General features: G+C 48.3%; 12 protein-coding genes. 5 read left to right on the forward strand and 7 right to left on the reverse strand.

Features of this window, described 5'->3' with window-relative positions:
* Positions 1 to 432: 432 nt before the first annotated feature.
* The 3 genes from xseB to trmB all read left to right on the forward strand — a co-directional run bounded on the left by xseB (position 433) and on the right by trmB (position 2857).
* Complete coding sequence (xseB, locus tag F7D20_RS03330) at positions 433 to 627, forward strand: exodeoxyribonuclease VII small subunit (RefSeq protein WP_158462841.1); 195 nt, start codon at positions 433 to 435, stop codon at positions 625 to 627.
* A 331-nt stretch (positions 628 to 958) separates the two neighbouring features.
* Positions 959 to 1975, forward strand: a complete 1017-nt coding sequence (locus F7D20_RS03335) for a branched-chain amino acid aminotransferase (RefSeq protein ID WP_158462842.1) — start codon at positions 959 to 961, stop codon at positions 1973 to 1975.
* Positions 1976 to 2086: 111 nt separating this feature from the next.
* The gene (trmB, locus tag F7D20_RS03340) at positions 2087 to 2857 is read left to right on the forward strand and encodes a tRNA (guanosine(46)-N7)-methyltransferase TrmB (protein ID WP_022252602.1); all 771 of its coding nucleotides are present in this window, start codon (positions 2087 to 2089) and stop codon (positions 2855 to 2857) included.
* Positions 2858 to 2952: 95 nt separating this feature from the next.
* On the opposite strand, the gene F7D20_RS03345 is transcribed toward trmB, so the two are convergent.
* Positions 2953 to 4971: a glycosyl hydrolase 115 family protein gene (locus F7D20_RS03345; protein ID WP_158462843.1), complete on the reverse strand. Its 2019-nt coding sequence runs from the start codon at positions 4969 to 4971 to the stop codon at positions 2953 to 2955.
* Between the two features lie 126 nt (positions 4972 to 5097).
* Here F7D20_RS03345 and F7D20_RS03350 point away from each other — a divergent pair, with 126 nt between their 5' ends.
* A complete protein-coding gene (locus F7D20_RS03350) occupies positions 5098 to 6195 on the forward strand; it encodes an Mrp/NBP35 family ATP-binding protein (RefSeq protein ID WP_158462844.1) in 1098 nt (365 codons plus the stop codon).
* Between the two features lie 57 nt (positions 6196 to 6252).
* Here F7D20_RS03350 and F7D20_RS03355 read toward each other — a convergent pair whose 3' ends face one another.
* From F7D20_RS03355 to F7D20_RS03375, 5 genes are all read right to left on the reverse strand, one after another.
* The gene (locus tag F7D20_RS03355) at positions 6253 to 7509 is read right to left on the reverse strand and encodes an ABC transporter permease (RefSeq protein WP_158462845.1); all 1257 of its coding nucleotides are present in this window, start codon (positions 7507 to 7509) and stop codon (positions 6253 to 6255) included.
* Between the two features lie 120 nt (positions 7510 to 7629).
* Entirely contained in the window at positions 7630 to 8793 is a 1164-nt protein-coding gene (locus F7D20_RS03360) for an ABC transporter permease (RefSeq protein ID WP_158462846.1), read from the reverse strand.
* Positions 8794 to 8892: 99 nt separating this feature from the next.
* Positions 8893 to 9879 carry an HlyD family secretion protein gene (locus F7D20_RS03365; RefSeq protein WP_158462847.1) on the reverse strand — a complete coding sequence of 329 codons (987 nt, stop codon included), beginning with the start codon at positions 9877 to 9879 and terminating at the stop codon, positions 8893 to 8895.
* A 65-nt stretch (positions 9880 to 9944) separates the two neighbouring features.
* Positions 9945 to 11447, reverse strand: a complete 1503-nt coding sequence (locus tag F7D20_RS03370) for a TolC family protein (RefSeq protein WP_158462848.1) — start codon at positions 11445 to 11447, stop codon at positions 9945 to 9947.
* Between the two features lie 154 nt (positions 11448 to 11601).
* The gene (locus tag F7D20_RS03375; protein ID WP_158462849.1) at positions 11602 to 12429 is read right to left on the reverse strand and encodes a hypothetical protein; all 828 of its coding nucleotides are present in this window, start codon (positions 12427 to 12429) and stop codon (positions 11602 to 11604) included.
* Between the two features lie 103 nt (positions 12430 to 12532).
* On the opposite strand from F7D20_RS03375, the gene F7D20_RS03380 reads away from it, so the two are divergent.
* A complete protein-coding gene (locus F7D20_RS03380; RefSeq protein ID WP_158462850.1) occupies positions 12533 to 13333 on the forward strand; it encodes a Cof-type HAD-IIB family hydrolase in 801 nt (266 codons plus the stop codon).
* Positions 13334 to 13395: 62 nt separating this feature from the next.
* On the opposite strand, the gene F7D20_RS13030 is transcribed toward F7D20_RS03380, so the two are convergent.
* Positions 13396 to 13611: hypothetical protein (locus F7D20_RS13030; RefSeq protein WP_228114092.1), on the reverse strand; the 216-nt coding region annotated here is incomplete at its 5' end.

Genomic DNA, 13611 nt, shown 5'->3' on the forward strand with positions numbered 1-13611 from the left:
CCCTGGGTATACTGGCAATCAGCAAGGCGCCCTGTAAGGTAGGGTGTTCAAAATCTATCAATTTTTCGACACGTTTTTTGCGTCGAAATACAAGCTAATTCACACGAAATCAACGTGTTAAGAATTCAAAAATGTGACTTTTTTTAGTTCTGCGCAATATTCGTGTCGATAATTATTGAAATATCAGTTAGTTAAACCGATTATTCGACTAAAAAACGTGCCAAATTTTAAACGGATTTTGAACACCCTACCTGTAAGGGCAAAAGCTTTACTAATTGCCTGGAGTTTTAAAGCTTTTGCCCTTACAGGGCGACAACCTTGCGTCCATAACAACCCAGGGCGTTGCCCTGGGCTAAGGGCTTCTGCCCTTTCAGGGCGTATGGATAAAGCTGGCAATATTTGAATCAAAGTAAACATTAAAACATACAAATAATGGAAAACCAAGAAATGAAATACGAAAAAGCTGTCAGCGAACTGGAGGAGATCGTGGACAAGATGGAGCGCGATGAGTTGGACATCGACCAACTGTCCGAACAACTGAAGCGTGCCAAGGTTTTGGTGAAACTCTGCAAGGATAAACTCACTAAGACGGACGAGGAAATCAAAAAGTTGCTGAGTGAAGAATAGGGGGAAAGTTAAAGGAGTTATCTTTTTAAGGAGTTAAGAAGTTAAAGGAGTTATCGCTCCCTTCGGTCGCTGAGGAGTTAAGACAAATGCCTTGGAGGGCAATGTTTAATTTCAAGTCCACAAAAGCTGTTGTCTTAACTCCTTAACTCCTTAACTCCTTAACTCCTTTAACTCCTTAACTTCTTAACTCCTTAAAAAGATAACTCCTTGACATGCGAAACTTCAATAAGCTGACTATTTTACTAAATATTAGATAAAAAAGTTGCAGATTAACGGATTATTTTGTACTTTTGCAGCTAAATATAAGTAGAACATTAAAAAAGTAAATGTTATGAAAGACTTGGATTGGTCTAATCTGTCGTTTGGCTATCGCCAGACCGATTACAATGTTCGCTGCTACTATCGCAACGGAAAATGGGGCGAAATAGAAGTTTGCTCTGATGAGTATCTCAAACTGCACATGGCTGCTACCTGCCTTCACTATGGACAGGAAGCTTTCGAAGGCCTGAAGGCTTATCGCTGTCCTGACGGCAAGGTGCGCGTATTCCGTATGGATGAGAATGCTGCTCGCTTGCAGAGTACATGCCGTGGCATTATGATGCCTGAAGTACCTACTGAGATGTTTGAGGAAATGGTAAAGAAGGTGGTTCGACTCAACCAGGAGTGGATTCCTACCTATGAGAGTGGTGCTACACTCTATATCCGTCCGCTCCTCATCGGTACCAGCGCACAGGTGGGTGTTCATCCTGCCACAGAGTATTGCTTCCTCATTTTCGTCACTCCTGTGGGTCCTTACTTCAAGGGTGGTTTCTCTACCAACCCTTACGTCATCATTCGTGACTTCGACCGCTCTGCTCCTCTCGGAACAGGTATATATAAGGTGGGCGGCAACTATGCTGCTTCGCTCAGAGCCAACAATATCGCTCACGAGAAAGGCTATGCCTGCGAGTTCTATCTCGATGCAAAGGAGAAGAAGTACATGGACGAGTGTGGTGCTGCCAACTTCTTCGGTATCAAGGATAACACCTATGTTACGCCAAAGAGTACTTCTATCCTCCCTTCTATCACCAACAAGAGCCTGATGCAGCTCGCTGAAGACCTCGGTATGAAGGTGGAGCGCAGACAGATTCCTGAGGACGAGCTGGATACATTCGAGGAGGCTGGTGCTTGCGGAACTGCTGCGGTTATCAGTCCAATCAGCTACATCGACGACCTCGATACTGGCAAGCGCTATAACTTTGGCGAGAAGCCTGGTCCTATCTCTAAGCACCTGTACGATACTCTCCGTGGTATTCAGTATGGCACCATCGAGGACAAGCATGGCTGGACCACAGTTGTTATCGAATAACATTCCTTATTTGCAAAAGTTAAGGGCACTCCTGTCAGATAAGTCTGGCAAGAGTGCCTTTTTTCATAAAAAAACTGTAACTTTGCACGCAAAAACAACAAAGACAGATACATGAGCAAAGGAAAATTAGCAAAGTTTGCAGACATGGAGGCATTCGAGAATGTCTTCCAGTACCCTTATAGTGTGGTAGACGACGTGCCTTTCGAGATGAAGGGCAAATGGCGTGAGATGTATTTCCACAACGACAATCCCATCGTTCTCGAGTTGGGATGTGGTAAGGGCGAATATACCGTAGAACTTGCCAAACTCTATCCAGAGATGAACTTCATCGGAGTAGACATCAAGGGCGCCCGTATGTGGACTGGAGCCAAGAAAGCCATTGAGGAAGGACAGAAGAACGTGGCTTTCCTGCGTACCAACATCGAGATCATCGACCGCTTCTTCGTCCAGGACGAGGTGCAGGAGATATGGCTTACCTTCAGCGATCCACAGATGAAGAATCCTCGCAAGCGTCTTACCTCCACTTATTTCATGAACCGTTATCGCCACTTCCTCGTGGATGGCGGCATCATCCATCTCAAGACCGATTCCAATTTCCTCTTCACCTATACCACCTATATGGTGCAAGAGAATCATCTGCCTGTGCTCTTCCGTACCGAAGACCTCTATCATCATGAAGGCATCGACGACGTGACACGCAAGATTCTCTCCATCCAGACTTACTATGAGAGTATGTGGATAGAGCGCGGACTCAACATCAAGTACATGAAGTTTGAGTTGCCACGTCAGGGCGAACTGGTGGAGCCCGACAAGGAGATTCCTCTCGACGATTATCGCAGCTATCGTCGTGACAAGCGCACACCCAAGGAAACAGGCAAATAGCCCGACTCCTCTTCTTCTCTTTCTGATAAAATCTTACTCAACTTTTGTAACTTCCGCTAATGGGGAAGTTACAAAAGTTGCAGACGTGCCGGCACTTACATCTTGTTGACTGTCGGTATGGCATAATACTCACGGTCGACATCAAAGTCGAGAACCCATTGGTCGAGGATTACGGAGTCGTCGAGAGCGGTGATGTCAATGGTATGGTCGCCCTTCTCGAGAGTGATAAAGATGCTCTTCAAGGTCTGTCCGCGCCAGATGTCGCTCTTCCATAAAGAAGAGTTGTAGTCATCGTGCAGCGATATGACTACAGGTTCGCCTTGGTCGATGCGGATGCTTACCTGCTGATTGCCTTTGTTGCCCGCATAGTCGGGCAGAGAAGCAAGGGTGAAGCGGGCGTCGCCTCCCTTCAGAATGCTGAAGGTGTAGTGGAGCGTCGACTCCTTGGGCAACAGGACACACTGGTTGCTATGGCCCGACAGGGGAAGGAGCGTGGCGGGCTGTTTGCCCGATGTGCTGTTCCATTCGTATGCATTCTTGGCGATGATGTCGTTGCTCATGGCACGCAGAGGGCGCAAGTCGGTCTCGCGGTCAAAGGCTTCCTGCTTGTATTGACTTATTTGCTCGTTGCTCAGACGGCCAGGCAACTGTGGCATCTGTAAGGCTCCGTCGTTGGGGTCGATGATGTTGCGCCATTTCCCTTTCCCTATGCTGCAGTAGTGTTGCACCAAAGTCTTGAGCTGCTGATAGGCGTCAAGGCTGAGGGCTGCTGCCGCCTTGGCTTCATCGTCCTTGTCGAACAGTCCCGGACGGGCAATATGGCGTGCTTCCTGTGCCTCCAACTCCTTTTCGGCAATGAGGGCTGCCGAGAAGACGGGGTATTTCACCAACTGGAAATAGGTATCGCTCAACTCATTGGGCACAGAGCGCTCTATGCCAGCCACCTTGGCCTTGAGCTGGTCGTAGGCATAGAGGTAACGTTCCAGTTCGTTGCCAAACTCGCCGGAGTGGAACTCCATGTTGCCGAATGGCATAATCATGTATTCGGGCTGACGGATGGAGGTGAGTCTGTAGTACTCCTTCATGATGGGCAGGAGATGACGGCCCAGGTTGCTGCCCAGTTGAGATGAGAGCCATGACTGAAGATGCTTGGTGAGGGTGGAGGCGGATACACTCTTGCGGTTCCATGCCATGTCCATGACGAGCTGCAGCTGATAGGCTGCACTCTTGGGGTTGTACACATTGGCGATGCAGGCTTCGTGTTTCGTGCTCATTTCCTGCACGATGACGCCGGGGGCGCTGCTTCTCAGCCACAGCTGGGGATTGCTCCACAGTATTTTGATGTCGCTGATGGTGTGTTTGTGCTTTTTGTGCTTCTTGCCCTGTGCCTGCAGCACCTTGTGCCCTGAGCCTATGATGATGTCGAAACTGTCTGTGACAGCCTTGTCGTAGAGTACTTCGTGATGGGAGCTCTCCTGCCACAGGGTGTTGGCACGCAGTCGCAACATCAGGCGGGCGATGCTGCTGAAGTTCCGGCTGTTCATCCATCGTGAGGAGTTGAGGGCAAGTCCACGATACTCGGTGTCAGGTATCTGCAGACTCTCGTATCCCTGCTGTGTGCCTATGGTGCTCTGCTTATGGGGCTTGGAGTCATTCCAGTCGGTCCATGGCGATACGCCTGCCATGCGCGAGAGTTCCAATATGCCGTAGGCTGTGCCGCGGGCATCGCTTCCCACCACAACGAGCTTGCCGTTGCGGGTAGCAATATAGAAGGATTCCTTCTTGGTGATGAAGTGATGGATGGGGAGATTGTACTTCTCGAGTATGGCGAACTCCTTGTTGCTGAGCTGGTCCATCTGGAATATCTGCAGGGGTGCATTGGCTTTCTCCTTGGCAGCCCTGCCAGTAATGGTCTGCATGTCGTGGGCGAAGAGCTGCAGGGCTATCTTCACCACGTCGGAAGTCTTGGCATTGACAGAATAACTGACCTGCGAATTGCCGTCAGTCCAGAATACTTGTCGGGCAGCCTCGGCTGCCTGAGTCTTGAGGGGTGTGCCGCACAGGGTAATGGCGGCTATGATGAGGGTTGTTATGGTTTGTATTTTGCGTTTCATTCTTGCAAAGTTACACAAAACCGGGAAATATCCGTCATTCTCTGGTCATTAACTGCAATAATTTAGTTTTTATTTGCTTATTCGTGATTTAATGCGTAATTTTGCAGCAAAAATACAGAGAAAGAAATGACATTATATCCTAAGTTGATTATGGATGCCCTGGCAACAGTGGTGTATCCTGGCACCAAGAAGAACTTGGTGGAAAGCGGAATGGTGGCAGATCAGCCTGCCATCGACGGAATGAAGGTGAAGGTGATATTGGAGTTTCCTCGTGACACCGATCCATTCCTGAAGAGTACGGTAAAGGCTGCCGAGGCTGCCATACATTATCATATATCGAAGGACGTAGAGGTGGAGATCGTCACCGAGTTCAAGTCGGCTCCACGTCCTGAGGTGGGAAAGATGCTGCCACAGGTAAAGAACATCATCGCCGTAAGCTCGGGCAAGGGCGGTGTGGGCAAGAGTACAGTCTCTGCCAATCTCGCCATCGCCCTGGCGAAGTTGGGCTATAAGGTGGGTCTGCTCGATACCGATATCTTCGGTCCTTCTATGCCTAAGATGTTTGGAGTGGAAGATGCACGTCCTTACTCGGTACACAAGGAGGGACGCGACCTCATCGAACCTATCGAGAAATATGGTGTCAAACTGCTCAGCATCGGTTTCTTCGTAAGCCCTACCACTGCTACTCTTTGGCGTGGCGGTATGGCTTGCTCGGCGCTGAAGCAGTTGATAGCTGATGCCGACTGGGACGAGTTGGACTACTTTATCCTCGACACTCCTCCAGGAACCAGTGATATTCACCTCACGCTGCTTCAGACACTTGCCATCACGGGAGCTATTATTGTGAGCACACCGCAGCAAGTGGCTTTGGCTGATGCACGAAAGGGAATAGACATGTATCAGAACGACAAGGTGAATGTGCCTATCTTGGGACTGGTAGAGAACATGGCTTACTTCACTCCTGCCGAACTGCCCGAGAACAAGTACTACATCTTCGGCAAGGAAGGCTGCAAGAATCTTGCAAAGGAGATGAATGTGCCTTTGCTCGCACAGATTCCTATCGTGCAGGGTATCTGCGAGGGCGGTGACGACGGAGCTCCTGCTGCCACCAAGGTGGATACCATTACGGGGCAGGCCTTCTTGAGTTTGGCACAGAGTGTGGTGACGGTAGTAAACCGCCGAAACAAGGAACAGGCTCCTACCAAGATAGTAGGAACAAAATAAGAAGAAATATATCTATAATAAAAAAGTTAGGAATGTAGACAAACATTCCTAACTTTTTTATTTGTGTTCTGTTTCTTCTTCATCCTCTTCTTCTGCCACTTCTGCAGTAAGATGGGCCTTGAGTCTGGCTGAGCGCAACTGCTGGCGGAATACCAAGCAGGTGGCAAGGAAATAGACAGCTGTCTGTATCCAAAGAGCACGGAACTCGGGGAGAATATCTGCAAGCGAGGCGCCCATGCTGCTGATTCTGAGAAATCCCCTGATGCCGAATGTGGATGGGAATACCCAGGAGAAGCCCTGCCAGAAGGAGGGCATGTTGCTCAAGGGCCATGAAACACCGGTCATAAAGAGCAAGGGTACTGAGGTGAATACTACTAAGAGCATCACATTCTCGCGGTATCTTACCAAGCACGAAAGCATCAGACCGAAGAAGACGCAAGACAAGATGTAGGGCAAGAGGAAACCGAGAATGGTGGTCCATGTCACCATGCTGACGAAGCCAAACAACTTGGGCACTACCAATGTCAGATACATTCCCATCACGGCATAAACCATAAAATAAACCAACGCCTTGCCGAATACAATGCGGTAGATGCCGCCGTAATGCTGGCTTACTGGGATTAACTCGCGGTTTCGGTGCAGTTCTCTGGATGTTCCTGCTGCCATTCCGATGCCCAACAGCATGGTTTGTTGCAGGATAAGAACCAATACCGCAGGCAAGATGGCATTGCCATATCCCATGGTGGTATTGAATATAGGTACTTCATCAAAAGCAAGTGGTTCGGTGGTTATCTCATCGTCTCGATCCGTAAAGCCGCCAGCCTGCGTAATCTGAATGCCCGAATTGATGTGGCTCGCCACAGCAAGAGCTGATTGGTAGATGGCCTTGTAGGTAAGCATCAGACTCATGTCGGTATAAACACTTACGTGGGCCTGTTCGCCACGGTTGAGACGGGTGTCGAAATCGGACGGGATATAGAGAATGCCGTGAACGGCTTGTTTTTGTACCAGTTGCTTCGCCTCGTCCAGACTGTTGCAATAGTAGGTGGCCTTGGCATCGGGCGTAGCATCATATTCGCGAATAAACTCCCGCGAGGTATGGCTGTGGCTCAGGTCGACAATAGCTGTGTCCACCTCGCGCACTACCTCGTTGTTGTAAATCCATGAGTAGAGAAGCGGATAGCCTAATGGCACCAGGATGCAGAAGATGAGAACGCCCTCATCGCGAAACACATTGCGCATTTCGGTCTTCCAGATGAAGCACATATCCCAGATGCCATTGATGATCTTATATAATAAACTACTTTTTAACATAGAATATTGGACTTTTAACATTGGACTTTATGATTAGTAAAGCCGTTGAATTGGCTTTCCCTTCGGCCGCCGAACGTTGTTTCTTCACTCTTCTTTCTTCATTCTTCACTCTTCGCTTTCCTATGGCAAGTACTTGTAAACCAGCATGGCTTTCTTGATGTTCCATATGGTGAGGATGGGAAGGGCACAGAAGAGCACCATGGCGCACCAGTGCAGAGCGGCATCGTTCATAGGGAATCCATTGAAGATGTTCATCTGGTAAATCATGTAGTAGTGACGCATAGGGAAAAGTTGTCCGATGGCCTGTATGGGTGAGTCCATAGAGAAAAGCGGATAGGTGGCGCCGCAGATGGAGAAACTCACTACACCCCACAGCGAACACATACTCATCGACATGCGGAGTGAAGGTGTCAGACCAAAGAAGAAAATGCCAAAACACTGGCAAGCCAACACGCTCAGCAAGCCCAACAGCACGATGGGAAGAACGCCGCCAGGATGGGGGAACTGCAATACATAGTAGATGTAGAACTCGAACAGGAGGAAGATGCTTAGGAAGATGAGCGTCTGTGGAAGCATCTTGCCTGCGATGGCGAGATAGGGATTGTTGTGGGCCATTCGCATCCAGTCTTTTGCCCTGTTGAACTTCAGTTCGGTACCTATAGAATAAGGTGTAATCAGGAAGATGAACAACATGATGATTCCTGGCACCATTACGCTCGACAGATAGTAGTTGTAGTTGGCGTAAGGGTTGCCCGTCATGTGCAAGTCGATGGCTATGGGCTGCAGGAATGTCATGATCTCGTCATTCGTCTTGCCCAGTGCGGAAAGCTTTGCCATTCCTGCTGCTGCACCTCCAAGAGTAGAAATGGTCTTTAAATCGCGGAAGAGCAAGGAACCTGCTGCAAGCGAGACACTGCTGTAATAGAACGATATCTTGGGCTGGTTGGAAGTCATCAGCCCGCTCTCTGTTCCCTTGGGAATCAGGAGGAAGGCATAAATCTCATTGCGCTGGATGGCCTTGCGGGCTTCGGCTATGTTCTCGTAGTGTGAGACGACCTTGGTGGTCTGGAAGGCATCGAGTTTGTGGATGAGTTGGCGTGATGTGGCAGACTGGTCCTGGTCTACTACGCCTACAGGCATGTCGGTAGGTACTCCTTCTGTCATCAGACTGGTGAAAAACAGAATGACGACAATGGGGAATATCACCATGCAGAAGAGGTAAATGGGATTCTTCCGCATGATGCCACATTCGCGCAGGGCAATATGATATAAGCTTTTAAACATAGAACTTTAAAAGTTGAACTTTGTACTTAACGAACAGCCTAAATTTTATGTAATAAAACAATTGAATTCTTCACTCTTCGTTCTTCACTCTTCACTTTTTTATTTCTTGATGATGAGCGACATACCTGGGCGCAGTCCTTCCAACTTGGAGATGGGGCGTGCCTTCACCTCGAAGGTCTTGCGGTCGTAGTCGCCATTATCCTTGGTAGCTTTCCAGGTGGCAAAAGACCCCTGGTCCTTCAGGTAATAAACCTTCATCTTGATGTCTTTGCCAAAGGCTGGAACAAAGGCGGTGAACTCGTCGCCCTTATTGAGACCTGCCAAGTGGTCTTCACGTACATTGAAGGTTCCCCACATGTCGCTCATGATGGAGATGCTCATGATGGGAGAGCCGAGACCTACTAATTCTCCTACCTTGGGATAGACATTGCTTACCTCGCCTTCCACCTGTGCTATCTGTACGGTTTCCTTCAGCAGGTTCTTCACTACATCGACAGCGCTCTTTGAGGCTTCTGTGTTGCTGGCTGCCACTCGCTTCTCTTGTTCGCGGGCGCCGTTGCGTGCCATGTCATACTGGCTCTTGGCTGCTTCTACCTGGGCTTCTGTAGCCTTATAGGCAGCAAAGGCCTCGTCGCGCTTCTGGCCACTGATGACTCCCTCGTCATAGAGGTTCTGCATACGACCATAGGTCTTCTTGGCTATTTCTGCAGCTGCCATGGCTTGCTGATACAGCTGATAGGCTCCCTGGATCTGCTCCTTTCGGGCGCCGGCATCGGTAAGGTCTTTAAGGGCTTCGGTGGCCTGATTGGTGGCTTTCAGCATTTGCTCCTGCGATTTCATCTCTGGTACTTCCAGGATGGCAAGGGTGTCGCCTACATGCACATAGTCGCCTTCCTTGACGCGAAGTTCTACAACTCGGCCTGGCAACTTGCAGGATACTCGGTATTCTGAAACTTCCACTTCGCCCTGTATGGTGTCTTCGTCGCGCTCAAGGGTAAAGAAACCTATGATGCCTACGAGAATGACTACTGCTGTAAAACCGATGACGGCCAGCAGAATGTTGTTATGTTGTGATTTCTTTGACATGGGTATATATATAATAATGTGTAATAACTGAAATGTATGTGTAATGCCTGTTCTCTCTAAAAGGTTTATCTCAGGATACCGAGTGCCTTGTTGAGTCCCACCTGGGTGAGTTTCACATCGATCTCGGCGTCTATCTTCTGGCTCTGTGCCTGCTGCCAGGCTGTCTGGGCTGCCATGACATCAGTCACATCCATCACGCCTTCCTTGAATCCTAAGTTGGCACAACGCAGGTTCTCCTCTGCACTGTTGATGTTCTTGCGGGCCATATTGAGTTTTTTCTCTGCTTCCTTTACCTTGAACTGACTCTGTGTTACCTGTAACTGAATCTTCTCGCGGGTGTCGTCGAAATTCATTTGGGCTATGTGGGCTGTGGCTTTGGCTGCCCTTACCTTATAGGCTCCCTCGCCCCAGTTCCATACAGGTATCTGCACGAGCACTCCTACGTTCCATACGCCAGTGAAGTTCTTCTGGAAACCGTTCCATACGTTAGGATTGGAAATCATGTAGCCGCCAGTAAGTGCCACATGGGGCAGGAAGGCTGCTTTCACTAAGTTGGTGGCTTGCTTGGAAGCATCGGTCACGTTCTGCAAGAGTCGAAGCTCTGGACGACAGCTCAGCGATGAGTCGCTGAGTGCTGCCTGTTGTTCGGCGTGGGTGCTTGCGATGCTGAGGTTGAGTGCGTCCTTATCCTCATCGGCAAGGGTTATTTCCTGATTCATTGGAATGCCGCAGAGCTGACAGAGGAGCATCTTCGAGAGCGCCAGTCCGTCTTCTACTTGGGTAATCTGCATCTCGGCTTCGTTCACCTTTACGTCTACCTTCAGTCCGTCGGCTCGGGTGGCTACTCCTTGTTTAATCATCTTGTGAACATCTTCGTTAAGTTTCTTTACCAGGTCGCGGTAGCTGATGGCGAGTTTCTCTTTCTGCTTGAGTGATACGACCATCCAGTAGGCTTGGTCGATGCTGAAGAGGGTGGTCTGGGTCTGAAGGTCCAGATCGTTGGCTGCCATGTTCTCGCCGATGTCTGCCAGTTTGTTGGCTGCTATGATGGCACCGCCCATATAGATGGGCTGTCGGAGCATTACGCTTCCGGCAAATATGTTGCGTGTATCTGTGCGGAAGGCGTCGACGATGCCTTGGCCTGTAGCGTTCAGCTTGTTGGCTACGGGAGCCATCTTTTCGCCAAGTACTTGGCCTAACTGCTGTGCTGCGTCTGGCGATATCTGACCTTGGCTTACCATCTGACCGAGCAGTTCGTTCATGCCGCCTGATAAGCCAGACGACAGGTCGGTACCGATGTTGCTCAATGTGGATTTCTGCCCCTTGTTGAGCAATGATATCTCGCGGCTAAACCATTCGTATCCTCCCATAGCGTCAACTTTGGGAAGGTACTGGGTTCTGGCTGATTTGCGCAGGTTGTAAGCCACATCTTTCTTAAGTCTGGAGACATTGATCTGCTTGTTGTTGCGGAGTGCCATGGCACGGCAACTGTCGAGGCTCAATGTGTTTTGGGCTTCGGCAGACAGCAATGTTCCTAAAAGTGCGAAAATAGTTACAATCTTTTTCATTCCTTTATCTAAAATTCCTTTAATCGCATGCAAAAATATGGAATTATTTTTAAAATGCAAAACAAATGATATTATCATTTATTTAAGAAACTAAAATTGTCTTGCTTTGTGGAAAAAAGGAACATTACAGTTCTGATGTGGAAGGACTTATGACTTAGAACTCTGCTTCTATATATCCATCCCAAGTGGGGTCGAAGTGGAAGTCGGCTGTACTTCCGTCTTCCTCGCCATCAAAGAGGTTCAGTGAGCAGATGGTCTGGTTGTTCTGCTTGATTTCCACGTCTTTCAGGTCTTTCTTTGTGATTGTATTACCCTGCTGATCATGGACGGTGATGATGATGTGCAACTTCTTGCCGTCGCTGTGGGGCAGGGTGTAGATGCGGTAGTCTTTCTGTTGTGGGTTCATCTCGCGTTCTTCTTTCTGTCTGCTTTTTACGCATCCGTATCCTGTAGTTGCATTGAGGGTGCTGCTGCCTCCTGTGTAATAGAATTTTATGGTCTTTGCTGTTGATGGAATAGCGTCTTTAATGTGGAGTACAAACATTCCTGTGACCCGATGGGGAGTGATGTCTTTCCTGAGATTGTCTTCGGTGACATGGAATGATTCGTAGTAACAGAATGTATCGGTGGTTTTGTTCTCGTAGAATGTGATTTTCTCGGGCGACGAGACGGTGGCGTTCCCTTCTCCATTGTGCCCTATCACGACTGCTTGATAATCGCCTTCTGTGAGGGCAAAGGTGGCTGCTCCAAAGGTGGAGGAGGGACTCTGCTGGTTGATGTTCTTCACCTTTCCTCCATTGCGGAAGATGCTGTATGTAATTCTCTTGAAATGAGATATCTCTGCTTCGGTTATTTGTAGGGTCACGTTGCCGTTGCTCTCTGAAGTTTCTCCTGTGTCAACGGATTCTTCGAGCGCAAATTTCTCGCATGATATCAATGTCAAGGCGAAGATTGTCAGAGTTATAAGAAAGGTTTTTCTCATGTCGCAAAGATAATGCTTTTTTCGTTATTAACAAAAATAAATAGCTTTTTTTCATTCAAAACTTTTGAAATGATTATCTTTGTAGGCAAAATTTAAAAATATGATGGATAAGAAGATTAAGGCTTTGTTTTTTGATATTGATGGCACACTCGTCAGTTTCCGTACTCATAAGATTCCGCAGAGTACGGTAGATGCGCTGGAGGATGCTAAACGAAATGGGGTGGCTGTTTACATCTCTACGGGACGTCCTATTATGCTTATTAATAACTTAGGTCAAATAGAACATCTCATAGATGGATATATAACTACTAATGGAGCTCGATGTTTTGTAGGCAATCATACTGTTTGTCTGCATCCTATTTTACGAGCTGATGTGGATGAGGTTGTGGCTGATGCTGATCGTAATGATTATTCGGTCATCGTGGTGGGAGAACGTCATCTTGTGGTTTATCATCCTACTGATATTGTCCGAAAAGTTTTTGTTGAGGGACTTGGTGTTGTCAACCTGGATTTCGGCACGCGTCTTGATGACTTGAAGAACGAGGATGTCTTGCAACTTACGCCTTTCTGCAGCGCAGAACAGGAGGCTGACTTGATGCTGAGATTGAGCAACTGTACATCGGGCAGATGGCATCCGGCATTTACGGATATAACATCGGGCGAGGCTGATAAGGGAAAGGGCTTGCAGGTTATGGCTGAATACTTGGGACTTGATATTTCCGAGACGATGGCTTTTGGTGATGGGGGCAATGACATTTCTATTATTCGTGAGGCAGGAATTGGGGTAGCTATGGAAAATGCTAATGAGGAGGTGAAGGCCATGGCTGATTATGTGACTTCTTCGGTAGACGAGGATGGCGTCAAGAATGCACTTGTTCATTTCGGAATCATTCAGGCTTCATAGATGGCTGACGTTGGTCTTAATAGACGACCGGGCTTGGTCTTAATAGACGACCGGGCTTGGTCTTAATAGATGGCTGGCGTTGGTCTTAATAGACGACCGAGTTCGGTCTTAATAGATGACCAGAAATGGCCTTGATAGGCGAGGCAAGTCTTTGCCTTGTGGATTTTTGTTTGATAGGAAGTCTCGTTATCTCGCAATAAAATCAGAAAAAGGCAGCAATAATATCCGGAAAACAGTGGCAGGAAAGCTTCTGTATATTTATTCGCGGTTAAATTGTA

It is taken from the genome of Segatella copri (assembly GCF_009495355.1).
Classification (GTDB): domain Bacteria; phylum Bacteroidota; class Bacteroidia; order Bacteroidales; family Bacteroidaceae; genus Prevotella.

Bases quoted from the DNA above. Each gene is read 5' to 3' on its own strand.
- xseB (WP_158462841.1), top strand. From the start codon at position 433: ATGGAAAACCAAGAAATGAAATACGAAAAAGCTGTCAGCGAACTGGAG.
- F7D20_RS03335 (WP_158462842.1), top strand. From the start codon at position 959: ATGAAAGACTTGGATTGGTCTAATCTGTCGTTTGGCTATCGCCAGACC.
- trmB (WP_022252602.1), top strand. From the start codon at position 2,087: ATGAGCAAAGGAAAATTAGCAAAGTTTGCAGACATGGAGGCATTCGAG.
- F7D20_RS03345 (WP_158462843.1), bottom strand. From the start codon at position 4,971: ATGAAACGCAAAATACAAACCATAACAACCCTCATCATAGCCGCCATT.
- F7D20_RS03350 (WP_158462844.1), top strand. From the start codon at position 5,098: ATGACATTATATCCTAAGTTGATTATGGATGCCCTGGCAACAGTGGTG.
- F7D20_RS03355 (WP_158462845.1), bottom strand. From the start codon at position 7,509: ATGTTAAAAAGTAGTTTATTATATAAGATCATCAATGGCATCTGGGAT.
- F7D20_RS03360 (WP_158462846.1), bottom strand. From the start codon at position 8,793: ATGTTTAAAAGCTTATATCATATTGCCCTGCGCGAATGTGGCATCATG.
- F7D20_RS03365 (WP_158462847.1), bottom strand. From the start codon at position 9,879: ATGTCAAAGAAATCACAACATAACAACATTCTGCTGGCCGTCATCGGT.
- F7D20_RS03370 (WP_158462848.1), bottom strand. From the start codon at position 11,447: ATGAAAAAGATTGTAACTATTTTCGCACTTTTAGGAACATTGCTGTCT.
- F7D20_RS03375 (WP_158462849.1), bottom strand. From the start codon at position 12,429: ATGAGAAAAACCTTTCTTATAACTCTGACAATCTTCGCCTTGACATTG.
- F7D20_RS03380 (WP_158462850.1), top strand. From the start codon at position 12,533: ATGGATAAGAAGATTAAGGCTTTGTTTTTTGATATTGATGGCACACTC.